This window comes from Pseudorhodoferax sp. Leaf267 (genome assembly GCF_001422405.1).
Taxonomy (GTDB): Bacteria; Pseudomonadota; Gammaproteobacteria; order Burkholderiales; family Burkholderiaceae_C; genus Pseudorhodoferax.
Window position 1 is genome coordinate 313,498 of the sequence record NZ_LMMV01000012.1, and the last position, 18,998, is coordinate 332,495.

19 protein-coding genes are annotated in these 18,998 nt (G+C 68.9%); 6 read left to right on the forward strand and 13 right to left on the reverse strand.

The genetic code is table 11. The features are described from left to right. The first annotated feature begins 69 nt into the window (after positions 1-69). Both ASF43_RS13290 and ASF43_RS13295 read left to right on the forward strand, forming a co-directional pair. Positions 70-1,830, forward strand: coding sequence for a proline--tRNA ligase (locus ASF43_RS13290; RefSeq protein ID WP_056181624.1), 1,761 nt, complete (start codon positions 70-72; stop codon positions 1,828-1,830). Further along, a complete protein-coding gene (locus ASF43_RS13295; protein WP_056181628.1) occupies positions 1,827-2,474 on the forward strand; it encodes a lytic transglycosylase domain-containing protein in 648 nt (215 codons plus the stop codon). Before ASF43_RS13290 ends, ASF43_RS13295 begins: the two co-directional genes overlap by 4 nt. Here the strand turns inward: ASF43_RS13295 and ASF43_RS13300 are convergent. The 6 genes from ASF43_RS13300 to hemA form a co-directional block, all read right to left on the reverse strand. Beyond that, positions 2,458-3,783, reverse strand: a complete 1,326-nt coding sequence (locus ASF43_RS13300) for a hemolysin family protein (RefSeq protein ID WP_056183379.1) — start codon at positions 3,781-3,783, stop codon at positions 2,458-2,460. The two genes, ASF43_RS13295 and ASF43_RS13300, sit on opposite strands and share 17 nt — an antisense overlap. Beyond that, on the reverse strand, positions 3,780-4,775 hold the full coding sequence (locus ASF43_RS13305) for an AAA family ATPase (RefSeq protein ID WP_056181631.1): 996 nt from the start codon (positions 4,773-4,775) through the stop codon (positions 3,780-3,782). Before ASF43_RS13305 ends, ASF43_RS13300 begins: the two co-directional genes overlap by 4 nt. Before the next feature lie 74 nt (positions 4,776-4,849). Then, positions 4,850-5,176 carry a Grx4 family monothiol glutaredoxin gene (gene grxD, locus ASF43_RS13310; protein ID WP_056181633.1) on the reverse strand — a complete coding sequence of 109 codons (327 nt, stop codon included), beginning with the start codon at positions 5,174-5,176 and terminating at the stop codon, positions 4,850-4,852. 49 nt (positions 5,177-5,225) lie between these two features. After that, positions 5,226-6,047: a peptide chain release factor N(5)-glutamine methyltransferase gene (gene prmC / locus ASF43_RS13315; protein ID WP_056181636.1), complete on the reverse strand. Its 822-nt coding sequence runs from the start codon at positions 6,045-6,047 to the stop codon at positions 5,226-5,228. Then, on the reverse strand, positions 6,044-7,129 hold the full coding sequence (gene prfA / locus ASF43_RS13320) for a peptide chain release factor 1 (protein ID WP_056181639.1): 1,086 nt from the start codon (positions 7,127-7,129) through the stop codon (positions 6,044-6,046). Before prfA ends, prmC begins: the two co-directional genes overlap by 4 nt. Before the next feature lie 83 nt (positions 7,130-7,212). Next, positions 7,213-8,496 carry a glutamyl-tRNA reductase gene (hemA, locus tag ASF43_RS13325; protein WP_056181642.1) on the reverse strand — a complete coding sequence of 428 codons (1,284 nt, stop codon included), beginning with the start codon at positions 8,494-8,496 and terminating at the stop codon, positions 7,213-7,215. Between the two features lie 87 nt (positions 8,497-8,583). Here hemA and ASF43_RS13330 point away from each other — a divergent pair, with 87 nt between their 5' ends. Continuing rightward, a complete protein-coding gene (locus ASF43_RS13330; protein ID WP_156373303.1) occupies positions 8,584-8,859 on the forward strand; it encodes a hypothetical protein in 276 nt (91 codons plus the stop codon). A gap of 1 nt (position 8,860) precedes the next feature. On the opposite strand, the gene ASF43_RS13335 is transcribed toward ASF43_RS13330, so the two are convergent. The 4 genes from ASF43_RS13335 to ASF43_RS13350 are packed head-to-tail and all read right to left on the reverse strand — an operon-like array spanning position 8,861 to position 12,620. Continuing rightward, positions 8,861-10,174, reverse strand: a complete 1,314-nt coding sequence (locus ASF43_RS13335; RefSeq protein ID WP_056181648.1) for a GNAT family N-acetyltransferase — start codon at positions 10,172-10,174, stop codon at positions 8,861-8,863. 37 nt (positions 10,175-10,211) lie between these two features. Further along, positions 10,212-11,033 carry an NAD(+) diphosphatase gene (gene nudC, locus ASF43_RS13340; RefSeq protein ID WP_056181651.1) on the reverse strand — a complete coding sequence of 274 codons (822 nt, stop codon included), beginning with the start codon at positions 11,031-11,033 and terminating at the stop codon, positions 10,212-10,214. A 48-nt stretch (positions 11,034-11,081) separates the two neighbouring features. Then, positions 11,082-11,696, reverse strand: a complete 615-nt coding sequence (locus ASF43_RS13345) for a protocatechuate 3,4-dioxygenase (RefSeq protein ID WP_056181654.1) — start codon at positions 11,694-11,696, stop codon at positions 11,082-11,084. Between the two features lie 42 nt (positions 11,697-11,738). Next, positions 11,739-12,620, reverse strand: coding sequence for an NUDIX hydrolase (locus tag ASF43_RS13350; RefSeq protein WP_056181657.1), 882 nt, complete (start codon positions 12,618-12,620; stop codon positions 11,739-11,741). A gap of 103 nt (positions 12,621-12,723) precedes the next feature. On the opposite strand from ASF43_RS13350, the gene ASF43_RS13355 reads away from it, so the two are divergent. Beyond that, positions 12,724-13,635 carry an SDR family NAD(P)-dependent oxidoreductase gene (locus ASF43_RS13355; RefSeq protein ID WP_056181660.1) on the forward strand — a complete coding sequence of 304 codons (912 nt, stop codon included), beginning with the start codon at positions 12,724-12,726 and terminating at the stop codon, positions 13,633-13,635. 89 nt (positions 13,636-13,724) lie between these two features. Further along, a complete protein-coding gene (gene gshA / locus ASF43_RS13360; RefSeq protein WP_056181662.1) occupies positions 13,725-15,335 on the forward strand; it encodes a glutamate--cysteine ligase in 1,611 nt (536 codons plus the stop codon). 3 nt (positions 15,336-15,338) lie between these two features. Here gshA and ASF43_RS13365 read toward each other — a convergent pair whose 3' ends face one another. Beyond that, positions 15,339-15,563, reverse strand: a complete 225-nt coding sequence (locus ASF43_RS13365; protein ID WP_056181665.1) for a hypothetical protein — start codon at positions 15,561-15,563, stop codon at positions 15,339-15,341. Then, positions 15,560-15,934: an HPF/RaiA family ribosome-associated protein gene (locus tag ASF43_RS13370; protein ID WP_056181668.1), complete on the reverse strand. Its 375-nt coding sequence runs from the start codon at positions 15,932-15,934 to the stop codon at positions 15,560-15,562. Before ASF43_RS13370 ends, ASF43_RS13365 begins: the two co-directional genes overlap by 4 nt. A 147-nt stretch (positions 15,935-16,081) precedes the next feature. Between ASF43_RS13370 and ASF43_RS13375 the strand changes: the two genes are divergently transcribed. Continuing rightward, positions 16,082-17,068, forward strand: coding sequence for a Bug family tripartite tricarboxylate transporter substrate binding protein (locus ASF43_RS13375; RefSeq protein ID WP_056181671.1), 987 nt, complete (start codon positions 16,082-16,084; stop codon positions 17,066-17,068). A gap of 118 nt (positions 17,069-17,186) precedes the next feature. On the opposite strand, the gene ASF43_RS13380 is transcribed toward ASF43_RS13375, so the two are convergent. Then, positions 17,187-18,917: a tannase/feruloyl esterase family alpha/beta hydrolase gene (locus ASF43_RS13380; protein WP_056181674.1), complete on the reverse strand. Its 1,731-nt coding sequence runs from the start codon at positions 18,915-18,917 to the stop codon at positions 17,187-17,189. Positions 18,918-18,998: the final 81 nt, after the last annotated feature.

An 18,998-nucleotide genomic window follows, 5' to 3' on the forward strand; every position in this document is an offset into this window, starting at 1 on the left:
CTGTGTATCAAGCGGCGACAGCCCGCCCCCGGTTTCAGCTCTTCACCTCCCACCCGCCAGAAGCCGCCCATGAAAGCGTCCCAGTTCCTGATTTCCACGCTCAAGGAAGCGCCCGCCGATGCCGAGGTCGTCAGCCACCAGCTGATGACCCGCGCCGGCATGATCAAGAAGCTCGGCGCCGGCATCTACAGCTACATGCCCATGGGGCTGCGCGTGATCCGCAAGGTCGAGGCCATCGTGCGCGAGGAGATGAACCGGGCTGGAGCGATCGAGATGACGATGCCGGTCGTGCAGCCGGCCGAGCTGTGGCAGGAGACGGGCCGCTTCGACAAGATGGGCCCGGAGCTGCTGCGCATCAAGGACCGCCACCAGCGCGACTTTGTGATCCAGCCGACCAGCGAAGAGGTGGTGACCGACATCGTGCGGCAGGAGCTGCGCAGCTACAAGCAGCTGCCCAAGAACTTCTACCAGATCCAGACCAAGTTCCGTGACGAGCGGCGCCCGCGCTTCGGCCTCATGCGCGGCCGCGAGTTCACCATGAAGGATGCATACAGCTTCGACCGCGACCCGGACTCGGCCAAGCAGAGCTACCAGGTCATGGCCCGGGCCTACCGCGCCATCTTCGACCGCTTCGGCCTGCGCTACCGTGCCGTGGCGGCAGATAGCGGCGCGATCGGCGGCGACCTGAGCGAAGAGTTCCAGGTCATCGCCGCGACCGGTGAAGACGCCATCGTCTATTGCCCGGACAGCGACTACGCAGCCAACATGGAAAAGGCCGAGGCGCTGGCACCGACGCAGCCGCGCCCCGCCGCTTCGCAGGCCATGGCCAAAACGCCGACGCCGGGCAAGAGCACTTGCGCCGATGTCGCGCAGTTCCTCAACGTGCCGCTGCAGACCACGGTCAAGTCGCTGGTGCTGGCCACCGAGTCGGCCGAGGGCGACGGCCCTGTGCACACGCAAATCTGGCTAGTGCTGCTGCGCGGCGACCACGACATGAACGAAGTCAAGGTCGGCAAGCTGCCGGGTATGGCGGCGGGGTTTCGCTTCGCCACCGTGCCCGAGATCGAATCGGCCTTCGGCTGCCAGCCGGGCTACCTGGGCCCGATCGGGTTGCGCGCCCCCGTCACCGTCGTCGTCGACCGCGAAGTGGCCGTCATGCACGACTGGATCTGCGGTGCGAACGCACCAGACTTCCACATGACCGGCGTGAACTGGGGCCGCGATCTGCCCGAGCCCGACCTCGTGGCCGACCTGCGCAACGTGGTCGCAGGCGATGCGTCGCCGGACGGCAAGGGCCTGCTGGCCATCGAGCGCGGCATCGAGGTCGGTCATGTGTTTTACCTGGGGACCAAATACTCCAAAGCCATGGGCGCGACCTTTCTGGACATGGCGGGCAAGCCGCAGTTCCTGGAAATGGGCTGTTACGGCATCGGCATCACGCGCCTGCCGGCCGCGGCCATCGAGCAGAACCACGACGCGCGCGGCATCATCTGGCCCGACGCGCTGGCGCCGTTCACGGTGGCCGTTTGCCCGATCGGGCCGGACCGCAGCCCCGACGTGAAGGCTGCAGCCGAATCGCTGTATGCCGACCTGCTGGCCGCCGGCATCGATGTGATCCTGGACGATCGTGGCGAGCGCCCGGGTGCCATGCTGGCCGACTGGGAACTGATCGGCGTTCCACACCGCGTCGTGATCGGCGACAAGGCCTTGAAGGACGGCCAGGTCGAATACCAGCATCGGCGTGACGCGGCTGCAACGCGCGTGGCTTCCGCGGAGATCGCGGCATTCGTAAAATCGCGCCTCTCTTCGCCCGCCCCAGGCGCTGCTTGAAGCCCACGACCGTCACGGCCCTTGTCTCCCGCCGCGCCGCCATCGCCAAGGTGGTCGCCGGCGCGGGGTTGTTGGGCCAGGGAGGCCGGGCACATGCAGGCGGGCAACTCGAAGAGCCGCTGATCGACTCGGTCCGCAGCGCGCTGAGCTCGGCGGTCCGCAACCAGGCGCCGCCTGTCCCCGAGTTTCCCGACACGGAGTCGCGCCTGACCTACCTGCGCTGGCTGGCTGCCAGCAGCCAACGGCTGCAGCGTCGCAAGCCCGAATGGAACGTGCGCAAGGAGTTCCTGGAGACCGTCTGGTACGAGAGCCGGCGCGCCGGCCTGGATACGGCGCTGGTGCTGGGTCTGGTCGAGGTCGAGAGCAACTTCCGCAAGTTCGCGATCAGCAGCGCGGGCGCCCGCGGCTACACCCAGGTGATGCCGTTCTGGACGCGTGTGCTGGGCGATGGCGACGCCGACAAGCTGTTCCACATGCAGACCAACCTGCGCTTCGGCTGCGTGATCCTGCGGCACTACCTGGACCGCGAGCGCGGTGACCTGTTCCTGGGCCTGGGCCGCTACAACGGTTCGCGCGGCCAGGCGCCTTACCCCAACGCGGTGCTCGCGGCCCGCGCGCGCTGGGACGTCAGCGCGCAGGTGTAGCTGCGGGTGGCGGGTCGGCAGAGATGCGCGACACCATCACCTGGTCGATCCGGTAGCTGTCCACGTCCAGCACCTCGAAGCGAAAGCCGCCCCAGCTGACCGTGTCCGTGCGTTTGGGCACGCGTCGCAGCATCACCATCATGAAGCCGGCCAGCGTCTCGTATTCCTCGGGGTGCGGCAGCTCGTCCAGCAGCAGCGCGCGCTGCACGTCCTGCACAGGGGTGGCGCCGTCGATCAGCCACGAGTTCTCGTCCCGCTTGACGATCTGCTCCTCGTCCAGCGGGTAGGCCACGAGCTCGCCCATGACCGTGCTCATGACGTCGTTGAGCGTCACGACGCCGACCACCATGCTGTACTCGTTCACGATGACCGCGAAGTCCTCGTGCACGAGCCGGAACTGGTCCAGCACCTCGGCCAGCGTCAGCCGGTCGGGCACCACCAGCACCTTGCGCACCAGCGCGTCGTCGCGCAGCGAGATCGACTGGTTGTTCAGCACGCGCTGGAACAGATCCTTGGCGTCCACATAGCCCACGACATGGTCGATGTCGATCTCGCAGACCGGGTATGTCGAGAACGGTTCGGCCGCGATGCGCAGGCGGATCACTTCGTCCGGCTCGTCGCGGCGGAAGTAGGCGATACGGTCGCGGTGCGTCATGGCGCTGGAGACGGTGCGTGTGTCCAGCTCGAAGACGTTGGCGATCACCTGCTGCTCGCGCGCGGCCAGCGCCCCCGAGCGCGCGCCGGCCTCGGCCATGGCCAGGATGTCCTCGGACGTGATGCGGTCGTCGCGCTGGGTCGGCAGGTCGAACAGCTTGAACAGCCCATCGGCCGTGCGGCTGTAGACCCACACCAGAGGCTTGAACAGCGACATGCAGGCCTGCATGGGCTTGACCACGCGCACGGCCAGCGCCTCGGGCTGCGTCATGCCCAGGCGCTTGGGGAACAGGTCGGCGAACAGGATGAACAGCGAGGTCGTGACGAGGAAGGACAGCAGGAAGCCGGCCGTGCGGGCCTGCGGCTCGTCCAGATCCCACCAGCGCCACAGATCGGCGAACAGCGGGCTCATCGCGCCTTCGCCGACGATGCCGCCCAGGATCGCGACCGCGTTCTGGCCGATCTGCACCACGGTGAAATAGTGGCCGGGCTGCTCCTGGATCTTCATGACCAGCGCCGCGCGCGCATCACCCTCGTCGGCCATCTGGCGCAGGCGCAGCCGGCGCGAAGCGGCCAGCGAGATCTCGGCAATGGAAAAGAACGCGCTGGACACGATCAGCGCGAACACGAGCAGCAGACTGGTCGAGAGGCTCAGTGGACGAACCCCATGCGGTTCTTGCCGTGTGGCGGACGCGGCAGGTCGTCGACGCGGATCGCGTCGCGGCCGTCCAGCCGGGCATTCCCGAAACCGGTCATCAGCGCGCGGCGCATCTCGCGCGGTGCTTGCTCGGCCAACACATCCAGCACATCGGCCTGCGGCTCCGGATCGAAGCGCGCGCCCCAACCGTGCTCGCCGCGGATGGACGTGTAGAGCTGCCCGGCGATCTGTCGCGCCTGGTCCGGCGTGGGCGCCGGGATGTTGAACACGTTCATGCGGTTCAGGATGGGCTCGGGGATCGCGCGCTCGTCGTTGGCGGTCGTGATCCAGATCACCTGGCTGGCGTCAATGGCAACCTCGGCGAATTCGTCGACGAAGTTCTGCGCGGTGTCGTGTTCGAGCAGGGTGTAGAGCGCGCCCAGCGGGTCGTACTGGGTGTCGGTGCCGGCCTTGTCGATCTCGTCCACCACAAGCACCGGGTTGGCGTACTGGCCGTCGACCAACGCTTCGAACACCTTGCCGGGCTTGGCGCCCTTCCATTGCGAGGACGCGCCCGACAGCAGCCAGCCAGCCGTCATCGAGCTCATGGGCAAGAGGTTCATGCCGGTGCCCAGCAGCTCGGCGAGCTTCCTGGCGAAGTGCGTCTTGCCGATGCCGGGCGGGCCCAGTAGCAGCATGGGCGTGACCTCCAGCCCGTCTGCGCTGTGCTGGGACAGCGCCACGTGGCGGCGCACGTCGTCCAGCGCTTCGGTGAAGTTGGGCAGGGTCTGGTAGAGCGCGGCCATCTCGGGGATGCCGGAGGGCTTGACCTGGAAGCGCTCGGGGCCGCGTTCCAGCATGCGCTCGTAGGTGCTGCGCAGGTGTTCCTGGTCCTTGGCCGGCAGCTTGGCCAGCTTGCGCTCCACGTCATGGGGCGTGAAGACGCTGCGCATGCTGGCGACCGGCAGATGAAACGAGGCAGGCGTCTGGGAGGTCATGCGCGATTCCATCGAAACTCCTTGTGAGAGGGACGGAATCATTTCAGCACAAGCCGTGCCAGGCCGCTGTCAGCCGGGCGCGACAGTCACTCGGCGGTCGTGCCCAGCACCGTCTGCAGTTCGCCGGACTCGTACATCTCCATCATGATGTCCGAGCCGCCGACGAACTCGCCCTTCACGTAAAGCTGGGGGATCGTGGGCCAGTTGCTGAATTCCTTGATGCCCTGGCGGATCTCGGCGTCGTCCAGCACGTTCACGGTCTTGATGTTCTTGGTGTCCACGCCACAGGCCTTGAGCACCTGGATGGCGCGGCCCGAGAAGCCGCACATCGGGAAACTGGCGTTGCCCTTCATGAACAGCAGGATGTCGTTGGACTTGACCAGGTCGGCAATGCGTTGTTGGGTGTCGCTCATGGGGATTCCTTTGTCGGCATGCGGCCGATGTCGCAAAAACAGGGCGCGATTATCCCGCGATCGGCCATTGCCCGCCGGAGCAGCGCGCGATGCCCGCGAGGTCCCTGCGGCTGGCGACCTTCCCGAAGCCGCGTTGCGCGAGCAGGGCGCGCACGGCCTCGGCCTGGTCATAGCCATGTTCGAGCAGCAGCCAGCCGCCGGGGTGCAGATGGGCGCCCGCACTGCCCACGATGGTGCGCAGGTCGTCCAGCCCGTCGGTGCCCGCGACCAGGGCCTGCAAGGGCTCGTGCACCAGGCCGGGCAGGTGCGGGTCGTGCGCGGCGATGTAGGGCGGGTTGGAGACGATCAGGTCGAAGCGGCCCGCCACGCCTTGCAGCCAGTCACCCTGGGTGAAGCGCACCGGCAGGCCCAGGCGCTCGGCGTTCGCCCGGGCAACGGCCAGCGCGTCGGCGCTGCGGTCCACGGCCGTGACCGTGGCGCCGGGCCGGGCGTGCTGCAGGGCCAGCGCGATGGCGCCGCTACCGGTGCCCAGGTCCAGCGCCGTGCCGTTGGCCGCCAAGTGGTCCAGCGCCCAGGCGACCAGGGTCTCGGTGTCAGGGCGGGGCACCAGCACGCGGGCGTCCACGGCCAGTTCCAGGCCGAAGAATTCCTTGCGGCCCACGATGTAGGCCACGGGCTCGCCATTCAGCCGGCGCTCGCAGGCCGAGCCGAAGCGGGCAACGGTATCGGTGGCCAGTGCGTCCGTGTCATGCGCCAGCAGCCACGCGCGGTCGTTCGGGTCGCGGCCCAGCGCATGCAGCAGCAGCAGTTGGGCGTCCAGCCGTGCGATGCCACGCGCGGCCGCGTCGCGCAGGGCCTGGTCCAGGGTCACACCGCGCCCACTTCCAGTTCGGCCAGCTGTTCGGCCGCGCGCGCGGCGGCCAGCGCCTGTACCACGTCGTCCAGGTCGCCCTCCATGATGAAGGACAGCTTGTAGAGCGTGAGGTTGATGCGGTGGTCGGTCAGCCGGCCTTGCGGGAAGTTGTAGGTGCGGATGCGGTCGCTGCGGTCGCCGCTGCCGATCAGGCCCTTGCGCTCGGCCGCGTCCTTGGCGGCGCGTTCGGCACGGTCCTTCTCCTGGATGCGGGCCTGCAGCACCTGCAGCGCCTTGGCCTTGTTGCGGTGCTGGGATCGGTCGTCCTGGCACTCGGCCACGATGCCGGTTGGGATGTGCGTGATGCGCACGGCCGAATCGGTCTTGTTGATGTGCTGGCCGCCCGCGCCGCTGGCGCGGTAGGTGTCGATGCGCAGGTCGGCCGGGTTGATCTGCACCGCCTGCGCCTCGTCGGGCTCGGCCAGCACGGCGATGGTGCAGGCGCTGGTGTGGATGCGGCCCTGGGTTTCGGTGGCCGGCACGCGTTGCACGCGGTGGCCGCCGGATTCGAAGCGCAGGCTGCCGTAGACGTTGTCGCCGTCCACGCGCAGCACCACTTCCTTGTAGCCGCCCAGTTCGCTCGGCGACTCGCTGATGAGTTCGGTCTTCCAGCCGCGGCGCTCGGCGTAGCGCGTGTACATGCGCAGCAGGTCGCCCGCGAACAGCGCCGACTCGTCGCCGCCGGTGCCGGCGCGGATTTCGACGAAGGCGGGGCGTGCATCGTCCGGGTCTTTGGGCAGCAGCATGCGCTGCAGTTCGTCTTCCAGCCTTTGCAGCTCGGCCTGCGCACCGGCGATCTCCTCCTGCGCCATCTCGGCCATCTCGGGGTCGGCCAGCATCTCCTGCGCGGCGGCCAGGTCGGCCTCGCGCTGCTGCTGGCGGGCGAAGCGGCCGGCCACCTGGGCCACGTCGGCATGCTCGCGCGACAAAGCCATGAACTGCTTCATGTCGGCCATGATGTCCTGGCGCGACAGCAAGAAGTCAAGTTCTTCGAGGCGCAGCGCGTAGCGCTCGAGTTGTTGGCGAAGAAAGGGCTTCAAGGCGAGATCCGGTAAGGCAGGCGCCCCAGCCGGGCGCGAAAGATGGAGTGGCCCATGGACGGGCCGGCAGCGCGCAGGCGCCGCTAACGCTCTTTGCGCAGGAACAGGCGCGAGATGGTCTGCGCGGCCTGCTCGCGTGCGGCACCGTCGCCGGCATGCAGCTCGGCCATGGCGCCGTGCAGCATCTTCTGCGTGAGACCTTTGGACAGCGCCTCCAGCACCGCCTCCACGTCCTCGCCACGCGCCAGCAGCTTGCGCGCACGCACCAGCTCGGCCTGGCGCCAGGCATCGGCCTGGGTGTTGAGCTGGCGGATGAGCGGCACCACGCCATGCACCGGGTCGCGCTGGCCCATCCAGTGCAAAAAGCTCTGCACGCCCGCGTCGATGATGACCTCGGCCTGGGCCACGGCCGCCTGGCGCTGGGCCTGGCCCGTCTGCACCACGCTGGCGAGGTCGTCCACGGTGTACAGGAACACGTCTTCCAGCGCCTTGACCTCGGGCTCGATGTCGCGCGGCACGGCCAGGTCGACCATGAACATGGGGCGGTGCTTGCGCTGCTTGAGCGCACGCTCCACGGCGCCCAATCCGATGATGGGCAGCGTGCTGGCCGTGCAGCTGACGATGGCGTCGAACTCATGCAGCCGCGCTGGCAGGTCGGCCAGCCGCATGACTTCGCCGCCAAAGCGGCTGGCCAGCTTCTCGCCGCGCTCCAGCGTGCGGTTGGCAATCGCGATGCCCTTGGGCTTGCGGGCGGCGAAATGTGTGGCCGCCAGCTCGATCATCTCGCCGGCGCCCACGAACAGCACCTTGACCTCGCCCAGGTCCTCGAAGAGCTGCGAGGCCAGGCGCACCGCGGCGGCGGCCATGCTGATCGAATGCGTGCCGATCTCGGTGGCCGTGCGCACTTCCTTGGCGACGGCGAACGAGCGTTGGAACAGCTGGTTCAGCGTGCTGCCCAGCGCGCCGGCCTCGTCGGCCACGCGCACGGCGTCCTTCATCTGGCCCAGGATCTGGGCCTCGCCCAGCACCATGGAATCGAGCCCGCTGGCCACGCGGAACACGTGGCGCGCGGCCAGGCCGTCGTGCAGCGTGTAGGCATGCGAGCGCAACAGGGCCGGGGACACGCCGCCAGCCTGGGCCATCCAGTCGACCGTGTAGTCCACGGCCTGCTGGTCGCCCGCACAGTAGATCTCGGTGCGGTTGCAGGTGGAGATGATGGCGGCCTCGGGCTGCCGGGCCACCGGGCTGGACAGGGCACTGCGCAAACCGGCCAGCGTGGGAGCGATCTGGTCCAGGGCGAACGCGAACCGCCCGCGCAGATCGAGCGGGGCGGTGGTGTGGTTGATGCCGAGGGCCCAGACTGCCATGGACCGCGATTATAAAATCCGGGGCTCGCCTGCGCTGCTTGATCTTCATCAAGCCCTGCGCGTCCATCCCCTTTGATCGCCACCGCCATGGGTTTCGTTGCCTTGCTGCTGCATGTGTCCGGCTTTCTGGCGCCAGCCGTGGCCGTGGCCCTGTGCACGACGCTGGTCGGCCGCTGGGGCACGGGCCGCCCCGGCCGCATGCGCTGGTGGGTGGAATGGGCGTTGTCCAGCCTGGCGGGCGGCCTGGCGCTTCTGGGCGCGCTGTGGATGCTGGGACACGACGGCACGATCGCCGGCTACTCGGCGCTGGTGGCCTGCTGTGCCACGCTGGCCTGGCTGCTGTCGCTGCGCGGCGCGCGCTGATTCAGGCCGCGGCCGCCTGCTGCACCAGGTCGTGGTGGGTGTGGCCCGACTGCAGGGCGTGCACGCATTCGCGCCACACCGCATCCGCTTCGTTGATCAGGAAACCGTACGCGCCATAGTCGTCATAGCGCCTGCCGCGCATGACGGTGGTCTGCAGCACGGATTGCTCGTCCGCACCCAGGTGCACCACCACGCGCCCGCTGGCCTTGAGCGGCAGGTTCTCGCGCGCATGGGCCTGGAAGCCCTCGTTGGAGACGTCCACCACCTGCAAATCGATGAGCCGGCGCTGGCCGTCGATCTCGATTTCCAGCTTGCCCTTGCACTTGAGCGAAAAGCGCGGGTGCCGGCGCAGCGTGTCCATCTGCGCGGGCGCCTGGTCGGGGGTCGGCAGCACGGCACGGTAGGCCGGCAGGTCGTAGATCTCGTGCAGCATGGCCTTCTTGCGCGCATCGAGTTGCGTGAAGCCCTGCGTCTTCTGGTTGAAGAAGTAGTCCAGCAGCTGCGGCGTCATGACCGGGTCGTTGGTCGTGAAGTAGCGCCGCGCCGGCATCTGGATGTTGGGCAGCTCCATCTTGAAGAAGTAGTGGTGCAGGCTCTTGCGTGGCGGCTTGCCAGCGTAGACCTTGGCGAACACCGCGTCGGCCGTGCCCAGGTCCAGCGTGGCGCCCACGGCCGGCGCGCCGTTGGCGAAGTCGTAGGCTGCCACCGTCTTCTGCGGCAGCCTGCGGAACGACAACAGCGACTCGTACAGCTCGATGTGGTAGGGGTTCACTGCGATCACCAGGTGCCGCGTGTCGAAGTAACGCGTGCAGTAGGCGTGCATGAACTTCATGAGCGGAAACAGGATCGCGCCGCCCGTCTTGCGGAACTCCGGATGCACCGCTAACGCGGAGACCTCGGCGATCTGGCCCGGCTCGGCCTCCACGCTGGACAGATCGAACACCGCCTGCAGCGGGAAGCCGAACGGGCTCTGGCGGATCAACGAGATCGTGCCGACGACCCGGTCGTCGTACTTGGCGCACAGGGTGGTGGTGGTCGGCAGCGCGTGGTAGATGGTGGCGCGCATGCCGGATGGGTCGGGCTTCATGAAGCCGACGGCCACGTAGGCGTCGTGCAGCAGGCGGAAGCAGGCCTCCAGCTCCTCCTGGGTGTCGGCGATCTTCAGCGTGAGACGCGGGTCGGGCGAGGGGTCGCCATCGACGAAGGAGCGCGCCACTGCGAAGCGCGCGGACTGGGGCAGGAAAGCGAACGCCTTCCGCATACCCTTGTGCGCCGCGCGGCGCGCCCGCGAGATCAGTGACTTGGATTTGGCCATCGCACGCTCCTTGTTGTTGTCGTGGCAGCCGCGGGTGTCAGCGGCCGGGCAGGTGGGCTTCGATCAGGTGCCCGGCGATCGATAAACCGCGCGGCGGCGTCGGTGGCAGGTCGTCGCCCGGGCCGAACCAGCGGGCTTCGGCGATCTCGTGCTCGTCCACGCGGATCTCGCCGCCCACGTACTCGGCGGTGAAGGCCAGCATCAGCGAATGCGGGAACGGCCAGGACTGGCTGGCGAAGTAGCGCAGGTCGGTGACCTGCAGGCCGACCTCTTCGAACACCTCGCGGTGGATCGCATCCTCGATCGACTCCCCAGCCTCCAGAAAGCCGGCCAGCGCCGTGAAGAAGCGCGACGGCGACTGGCTGTGCCGCGCCAGCAGGATGTCGGACCCGCGCCGCACCAGCACCATCATCGCCGGCGAGATGCGTGGGTAGGCCATGTGGCCGCAGGCCGGGCAGCGCATGCAGCGCTCGCCCGCGACATGCGTGGTCGGCGTGCCGCAGGCACCGCAGAAGCGGTGCGTGCGCGCCCATTCGGCGATCTGAAAGCCGCGGCCCGCCACCGCCAGCAGGCGGTCGTCCATGGCGCCGAACAGCGCGCGCAGCTTGCGCGGGCGCAGCCCGTCGGGGACCACAGTGTCCTTGGGCAGCCAGGCGACCCGGCAATACGCGCCGTCCAGCACGCCGATCGGCAGGAACTGGCTGGCGCCCAGGCCCAGCGCGGCCAGCGCGTAGGCGCCGGGTAGTGCCAGGTCTTCTTCGGCGACCACGAGTTCGTCCCCGCAGAACACGAAGCTCTGGACGACATCGTGTTCGCGGGCGGTCAGCAGCGGGGTGAACGAGGCGGGCGTTTGCAGCATGGGGCAGTGCCGAAGTGGGGCACCGATGCTACCGCTACGGGGCCGGTTTCAGGTCGCCAACACGACCGGGAAGCGCGCCTGCAGGCCGTCGGCCCCCGGCGTGAAGGCCACCGTCACGGCCTCGCGGTCGGCGCTGCCCAGCCGGCGCCAGAGCATGTCGCGGGCGTTGCCGGGGTCGCCGGCCACGTAGAGCTGGGTCGTCAGCAGCTCCCGGGCGCCCAGCCGCACCTTGACGTGGATGTGCGGCGTGCGGCCGCTGTAGGGCACGGGCTTGATGGTGCGAAAGCGCCAGCTGCCGTCGGCCGCCACCGCCGTGCGGCCGAAGCCCTGGAAGGCCGGGTTCTGCCGGCTGCCGTCGCCCGGGTGGTCGTAGTGGCCGTCCTCGTCGCATTGCCAGATCTCGACCTGCGCGCCACGCACGGGCTGGCCGGCCAGGTCCTGCACCGTGCCCTGCAGCCAGACCGGCTGGCCGCCCGTGTACCGCAGCGCGCCGTTGCGCAGCAGGTCGGCGTCCGCATCGGCCGGCAACCGCACGGGATAGAACGGCCCCTCGGTCTGCGCGGGCGTGGGGTGTAGCGGCCTGGCGGGCTGGGCACGGGCACCCAGCCACAGGGCGGGGAAGGCCACCAAAGCGGCGGCGACGGTACGGCGTGGGGTCGGCATCGCTGTCAGAGCCGGTACGCGCCGGGCGGTTCCGTGCGTGCCTTACTGGAACAGCGCCTCGAAGCCATCCACCGGCTCGAAGCGCTTGTTCTGCCAGCGCAGCCGCGTCGGGCCCTGCATGGCGCGTTCCTGGACCGGGTGGCAGGCGTCGCCCGGATAGCAGACCACGCGCGTGCCGCCGTCCTCCAGGCTTTCGGGCTGGATCAGCGGCGGCCGGCCGGTGCGCGCGGCGGCCAGTACGGCGTCCACGCTGGCATGGCGCGAGAGCTGGGCCAGCGTCATGATCTGCGGCGGTGCCATCTCGATGGCGCCGTCCCAGTAGCGCTGCAGCGCAGCGCGCGGCGTGAGCCACACGCTCTCGGTGGTCTCGAAATCGTCGTGCTGCGCCACCTGTTCGGGCACTACCGCGGCGACGAAGAAGCGCGTATCGAAGCGCTTGTTCATGACCGAGGGCACGCGCGGCGTGATCCAGCGCGACCAGGGCACGAGCCGGCGCGTCTGCAGGCGCAGGCCCAGCTGCGCGAGGATGGCGTTGAACGGCGTGCCGGCTTTGAGCAGGCTGGTGGCCTGGGCCAGGTCGGGCTCGCCGCCGGCCAGCGGCTCGGCCAGCAGCACGCCCGATTCCTCGAACGCCTCGCGCACGGCCGCCACGTACAGGCCGGCGGCCTGGGCCGTGCCGAGCGCGGGATCGTGCAGGCTGGCGTGCAAGGCGTCGGGTGGCTGGTCCAGGTGGCCGACGGCGTCCAGTTCCGCGTCGGCGGCGTCCAGCTTGCCGCCCGGGAACACGAAGGCGCCACCGAGCACATCCGACAGCCCGTGGCGGCGCATCAGCAGCACCTCGGGCCCGGCGCCCACGTCGCGCAGCATCACGACGGTGGCCGCGGCGCGTGGTGGCGTGTCGATGGGTGTGAGGTTCAGTTCCATGGCGTCTCCGTTAGAGTTCTGCTCTTTTGTCTGGCGCGAACGAGGCTAACAGAGCCCGACCGGCCGCGCTGTCGCGCAGTTTTCACAACAGAGAGGGACAAGCATGGAACTGGATTTCAAGGGCCGCGTGGCCATCGTGACGGGCGCCGGCGGCGGCCTGGGCCGTGAGCATGCGCTGGCATTGGCAGCGCGCGGCGCCAAGGTGCTGGTGAACGACCTGGGCGGCGCGCGCGACGGCTCGGGCGGCTCGGTCAGCGCGGCGCAGGCCGTGGTCGACGAGATCGTGGCGGCTGGCGGCGAAGCACTGGCCAACGGCGCGTCGGTCACCGACTACGACGCCGTGACCGCCATGGTGCGCCAGGCCGTCGACGCCTGGGGCCGGGTCGACATCCTGGTCAACAACGCCGGCATCCTGCGCGACAAGAGCTTCGCCAAGATGGAGCTGGCCGACTTCCGGCTGGTGCTGGACGTGCACCTGATGGGCGCCGTGCACTGCTGCAAGGCCGTGTGGCCGCTCATGAACGAGCAGAAGTACGGCCGCATCGTGATGACGAGCTCCTCCTCGGGCCTGTACGGCAACTTCGGCCAGTCCAACTACGGCGCAGCCAAGATGGCCCTGGTCGGGCTGATGCAGACGCTGTCCATCGAGGGCGCCAAGAACGACATCCGCGTGAACTGCCTGGCGCCCACGGCGGCCACCCGCATGACCGAGGGCCTGATGTCCGAGGAGGTGCTGCGCGCGCTGGACCCGAAGGCCGTCGTGCCCGCCATGCTGGTCATGGCCTCCGAGGAAGCGCCCACGCGGGCCATCCTGTGCGCCGGCGCCGGCTCGTTCGAGGCCGCGCACATCACGCTCACGCAGGGCCAGTGGATCGGCACCGGCGACGAGGCCGCCGAGCGCCTGGCCGAGCAACTGGACGCGGTGCGCGCACGCGATGGCGAGACCGTGCCGCAAAGCGGCTCCGAGCAGGGCCGGCTGGAGGCTGGCCGCGCGCTGCAGCGCCAGCAAAGCTGAGCCGAAACGGGGCGTTTTCGGGCGCCCTGCAGCGCTGGGCGGCCTGTGATACCGTCCGGCCCCTGACAGATTCCGGGGCTTGACACAACATGGCCGATACGACTTTGCACGCCAGCACGCCCCTCGCACAACGCCTGGGCGCGCTGGATCCTGAGCGGCTGCGCGGCATCCGGCGCGGCCTGGAAAAAGAAAGCCTGCGCGCCAAGCCCGACGCGGGCCTGGCCCTCACGCCGCATCCCGCCGCGCTCGGCTCTGCGCTCACGCATCCCAACATCACGACCGACTTCAGCGAATCGCAGCTGGAGCTGATCACCGGCGTGCACGCGGGCGTCGAGAGCTGCCTAGACGAGCTCACGCAGGTGCACCAGTTCACCTACCGCGTGCTGCAGGAACTCGGCGACGAGATGATGTGGGTGTCCAGCATGCCGTGCGGCCTGCCGACCGACGAGACCATCCCGATCGGCCGCTACGGTTCGTCGAACGTGGGCCGCGCCAAGAGCGTCTACCGCATGGGCCTGGGCCACCGCTACGGCCGGCGCATGCAGACCATCTCGGGCATCCACTACAACTGGTCGATGCCGGGCATCTCCAGCGAAGAGTACTTCGGGCTGATCCGCAACTTCCGGCGCCACGCCTTCTTGCCGCTGGTGCTGTTCGGCGCGTCGCCGGCTGTGTGTTCGACCTTCGTGCAGGGTCGCGGCGAGCACAGCCTGCAGGCGCTGAACGAGCACACCATGTACATGCCGCACGGCACCTCGCTGCGCATGGGTCGGCTGGGCTACCAGAGCGACGCGCAGTCCTCGCTGGCCGTGAGCTACAACCATCTGGACGGCTACGGTGCCTCGCTGCAGGACGCGCTGACGCGGCCGTATCCGCCCTACCAGGCCGTCGGCATCAAGAACCCCGGCGGCGACTACAACCAGCTCGCCACCAGCCTGCTGCAGATCGAGAACGAGTTCTACGGCACGATCCGCCCCAAGCGCGTGATCTTCCCGGGCGAGCGCCCGCTGCACGCGCTGCGCGAGCGTGGCGTGGAATACATCGAGGTCCGCCTCATGGACCTGGACCCGTTCGAGCCGCTGGGCATCGCGGCCTCGACCATGCGCTTCCTCGATGTGTTCCTGCTGCACTGCCTGCTCAGCGACAGCCCGCCGGACACGCCCGAGGAAATCGCCGCGCTGGCGCGCAACCAGCACCGCGTGGCGGCGCGCGGGCGCGAGCCGGGCTTGACGCTGGAGCAGGGCGGCCGTGAACGCCCGTTGAGCGAGTGGGCGCTGGAGCTCGTGGATGCCTGCCTGCCGATCGCAGCGGCGCTGGACGCGGCGCAGGGCGGTCGGCTGCACCAGCAGGCCGTGGAGGCTGCACGCGCATCGCTGATGGCGCCCGACACGCTGCCCTCGGCACGCGTGCTGGCTGCCATGCAAAAGGACCACGAGGGAAGCTTTACGCGCTTCGTGCTGCAGCGCTCGGAGCAGGTGCGCGCGCAGTTCCTGGCGCTGCCGTTTGCCGAAGAAGCACACGCCCGGTTCGTTGCGGCATCCGCCGCCTCGATCGAAGCGCAAAAGGGCATTGAGGCCGAAGACACGATGCCGTTCGACATCTACCGGGAGCAGTATTTGCGCCCCGAGCGCCTGGGCCTCAAGCGCCAGGGCGGGGCCAGCCAGACGGTGCAGTCCTCGCTGCAGACCGCGGCGATCTAGCCGCTAGCGCTGGCCAGGCGGCGCCTTGCGCCGGTGCCAGAGATACTGGCCCGTGAAGGCCAGGCCCAGCACCAGCGCAAACCATCCTACGATGGCCGACTGCGCAAGCAGGTCGCGCAAGGGCGTGGCGCCCAGGAACATCGGTCCCAGCAGCACCAGCAGGCCGATGGCGATGCACAGGCCACCGCGCCAGGCCATGTCGTGGCGCGTGGGATCGGGCCGGCTCACGACGGATCGGCGGTCTCGTCCAGCACACCATCCTTGCGGATGGAGTCACGTTCGCGGTGGCTCTTGTCCTTGGCGCGCTCGATGGTGCTTTCCACGATGCGCTTGAGCTTGTCGGCCGCGCCGCGGAAGGCCTCGTCCTGGTTGCCGCCGTCATGGTGCACAGCCAGCGGCTGGTGGTGCACGAGGCGGGCTTCCATGGTGCAGCGCTTGTCGGCATTGCCGGACTTCTCGGCGTTCTCGTCGCTCAGGTGCACCTCGACGCGCGTGATGTCCTGCCGAAAGCGCGACAACGTCTCGCGCAGATGGTCTTCGGCCCAGCGGTCCAGCGATTCCTTGTTGGCCACGCCGGTCGTGTTGACTTGAACTTGCATTGGATGTGTTCCTCTTGGCTTCGGTGTCCCGAGTGTGCCGCAGCGCCAGGGCAGGGGGTGTAGGACCGGCGCGGAGTTTTGGCACCACCCGGCGCAGGGGCTCTGGTATCGTTCTTGCTGTTTTTTCGACCAGTTCCAGGAGCATCCATGTCTCATCTTTCGCGGGGCCGCACGGTCCGTTCGCTGTGCCGGGCGCTGGCCCTGGGCGCGCTGTTCACGGTGGGCGTCGCGCATGCGCAGGCCACGGCCACGATCCGCCTGCTGGTCGGCTTTCCGGCCGGTGGCGGCACCGACGTGATCGCGCGCACGCTGGCCGACAAGCTCAAGGACGAGCTGAGCCAAAGCGTGATCGTGGAAAACCGCGCCGGCGCTGGCGGCCAGATCGCGGCCAACGCTCTCAAGGTGGCGCCACCCGACGGCACCACCTACTTCCTCACGCACGACCACACCGTCTCCATACTGCCGCTGGTGGTCAAGAATCCGGGCTTCGATCCGGCCAAGGACTTCGTGGCCGTGGGCGGCTTTGCCACCTTCGTGAACGCGCTGGCCATCTCGGGCGGCACGCCGGCCAAGTCCATGCCCGAGTACCTGAACTGGGTCAAGGCCCAGGGTGGCCGCGGGACCATCGGCGTGCCTGCACCCGCGTCGGTGCCCGAGTTCCTCGTCAAGATCCTGGGTGAGAAGTACAAGATGGACCTGCAGGCCGCGCCCTACCGTGGCAGCGCACCCATGATCGCCGACATGCTGGGCAACCAGATCAGCGCCGGCATCGGCTCCATCCCCGATTTCATCGAGAACCACAAGGCCGGCAAGATCCGTGTTGTCGCCGTGCTGGGCAATGCGCGCCAGGCCGCCATGCCCGAGGTGCCGACCTTTGCCGAGCTCGGCGTGACCGGGTTCGAAGACGTTCCCTACTACGGCATCTTCGCGCCGGCCGGCACGCCGCAGCCGTCCATCGACCGCTTCTCGGCCGCACTGGCCAAGGTCATCGCGCTGCCCGACGTGCGCGAGAAGCTCACGGCCATGGGCCTGTCGGTGGGCTACATGCCGCAGCAGCAGCTGGCCAGCCGCGAGCAGGCCTATTCCAGGGTCTGGACGAAGATCATCAAGGACAGCGGCTTTCAGCCGCAGTGATGTGATTCAGCGCAGCCGCCGAACCGTCGCCTCAGCCGGGTGAGGACCGTCATCCTCCTCAGCCCGGGTTTTAGCAAACCTCGTCCGACAACGCGCCAGCCTTGGCAGCCGCGCCCTGCTAGGGCGTCGCGGCCGGCGTCTCCGCACAGCTGAACGAGGCAGCCAGGTTCACGTCGCCCGCCCCCGTGTAGCGCGGCCACTTGGGGTAGTCGCACAGGGGCCGCGTGCGGCCGGGTACACCGGCGGTGTCGGCCACCACCTCGGCGCGCGGCGCGGTGCCGCTTTCGCGCCAACGCTCCAGGGCGGTCAGCGAATCCCACGACGCGTTGAACGCCGTGCTCACCGCATGGCCGTAGCCAGGCACTTCGTAGTAGCGCGCAAAGCCGTCAACTGCCGCGATGCCGAATTGCGCGCGCAGGCGCTTGTAGTAGTCCTGCGTCGCGCGGGTGGCCACTAGCACGTCGGACTGCCCATGGGCCAGCAGCAGCTTGCCGCCGCGCGCGACGAACGCGGAGATGTCGGTGGACGTGTCCAGCTGCTTGCTGAGCTCGCTGATGCGCGGGCCGTAGACGCCGGGGTTTTCCGGGTCCAGCGTGAACGAGTCGAAGCTGGCGTTGCGTGCCACCGAATACTTCAGCCACTGGTCCACCAGCACGCTGATATAGGGCGCGGTGCGCGGCATCGGCATCGCCGGTGGTGTGGTGCCCAGCGCCAGGAAGGTGATGGTCGGCTGCAGCGGCGAGGGGTTGGACGTGATGCCGAGGTCCGAGCCCCAGACGTTGAAGCCGGGGTAGCCGGTCTCGCCACTGGCCAGTGTGAAGTTGAAGCGCGAGGCCGTGCCCAGCTTCCTCAGCGTGGCGATCTGCACGTCGGACAGGCAGCTGTCGCCCGTGTCCGCACCGCCCGCGCAGCGCAGCGGCTGGCCGCCCACGGTCGCCACGGCCGGGTCGAACTGCGCGTTGCAGCGCACCTGGTCGCTGATGAGCCCGTCGGCCACGCCGTCCAGCGTGTCGCAGGCCTCCATCGCTGCGCGGTAAACGAGCAAGCGCTTGGGCGTGTTGGGGTAGGCGCCGGGCTGGGCCAGGGCGAGGCTGGCGCGCTGCCCGGCCAGCAAAGCCGACACGTCGTTCCATGCCGGGTACCAGGCGATCGCGCCGTCCCAGTCCGCCGGCCAGCGCTGGATGGCCGCCAGCGCCTCGCGCCCGCCGGTGGAGCCACCGGCGAAGTACGACTTCGCAGGGCCGGCCACGCCGTAGCGCGCCTTGACCAGGAACACCGCGGCATCGCGCGTCTTCTTCAGTGCGTCGCCGCCGAAGTTGCGCACGGCCTCGTCGTTCAAGCCCCATGCGCCGTCCTGTGACCCCAGCGCATTGGCCTGGTGTCCCGAGTCGCTGGCAAAGGTGGCATAGCCGCGGGCCAGCGGCGCGGGCTGGGTGGTGGGGCCGGCCGGCACGTTGCCCGCCACGTTGGGGATGGAGCCATTGAATCCGCCGCCACCGAACATCACCACCTTGTTGTTCCAGGTGGTGGGCAGGGCCGTGCGGAAGAGAATCCTCGGTGCGGTGCTGTCCACGGGCGCGATCTGGCCGCTGACCAGGCAGTGCTCGGGCACCGCCGCCACGCCAGTGCCTGCAGCGGGCACGACCTTGGCCTCGGTCACCGCGCCGCCCGAGGTGGCCAGGCCGATGGCCGAGGCCGGGATGACCATGCCGTTCAGGTCGGCACAGGCCATGGGCTTGGCGCTGCTGTCGTTGTCGTTGTCGTCGCTGCCGCCACACCCCACGAGGGTCGCTGCAACTGCACAGACCAGCGAGGCTTTGGCCCCGCGTCGCATCGTTCGTTGGTTCATGCTGTCTCCTTTTGCTTGGATCACATCGGCTGGGATCGATGTTCGTGGCGGCCGATCAGCGCCACGAACCAGGACATTGAC

Excerpts from the sequence above, each read along its gene's own strand:
- ASF43_RS13290 (WP_056181624.1), top strand. The coding sequence starts at position 70 with ATGAAAGCGTCCCAGTTCCTGATTTCCACGCTCAAGGAAGCGCCCGCC.
- ASF43_RS13305 (WP_056181631.1), bottom strand. The coding sequence starts at position 4,775 with ATGGAATCGCGCATGACCTCCCAGACGCCTGCCTCGTTTCATCTGCCG.
- grxD (WP_056181633.1), bottom strand. The coding sequence starts at position 5,176 with ATGAGCGACACCCAACAACGCATTGCCGACCTGGTCAAGTCCAACGAC.
- hemA (WP_056181642.1), bottom strand. The coding sequence starts at position 8,496 with ATGGCAGTCTGGGCCCTCGGCATCAACCACACCACCGCCCCGCTCGAT.
- ASF43_RS13330 (WP_156373303.1), top strand. The coding sequence starts at position 8,584 with ATGGGTTTCGTTGCCTTGCTGCTGCATGTGTCCGGCTTTCTGGCGCCA.
- ASF43_RS13335 (WP_056181648.1), bottom strand. The coding sequence starts at position 10,174 with ATGGCCAAATCCAAGTCACTGATCTCGCGGGCGCGCCGCGCGGCGCAC.
- nudC (WP_056181651.1), bottom strand. The coding sequence starts at position 11,033 with ATGCTGCAAACGCCCGCCTCGTTCACCCCGCTGCTGACCGCCCGCGAA.
- ASF43_RS13345 (WP_056181654.1), bottom strand. The coding sequence starts at position 11,696 with ATGCCGACCCCACGCCGTACCGTCGCCGCCGCTTTGGTGGCCTTCCCC.
- ASF43_RS13350 (WP_056181657.1), bottom strand. The coding sequence starts at position 12,620 with ATGGAACTGAACCTCACACCCATCGACACGCCACCACGCGCCGCGGCC.
- ASF43_RS13355 (WP_056181660.1), top strand. The coding sequence starts at position 12,724 with ATGGAACTGGATTTCAAGGGCCGCGTGGCCATCGTGACGGGCGCCGGC.
- gshA (WP_056181662.1), top strand. The coding sequence starts at position 13,725 with ATGGCCGATACGACTTTGCACGCCAGCACGCCCCTCGCACAACGCCTG.
- ASF43_RS13370 (WP_056181668.1), bottom strand. The coding sequence starts at position 15,934 with ATGCAAGTTCAAGTCAACACGACCGGCGTGGCCAACAAGGAATCGCTG.
- ASF43_RS13375 (WP_056181671.1), top strand. The coding sequence starts at position 16,082 with ATGTCTCATCTTTCGCGGGGCCGCACGGTCCGTTCGCTGTGCCGGGCG.
- ASF43_RS13380 (WP_056181674.1), bottom strand. The coding sequence starts at position 18,917 with ATGAACCAACGAACGATGCGACGCGGGGCCAAAGCCTCGCTGGTCTGT.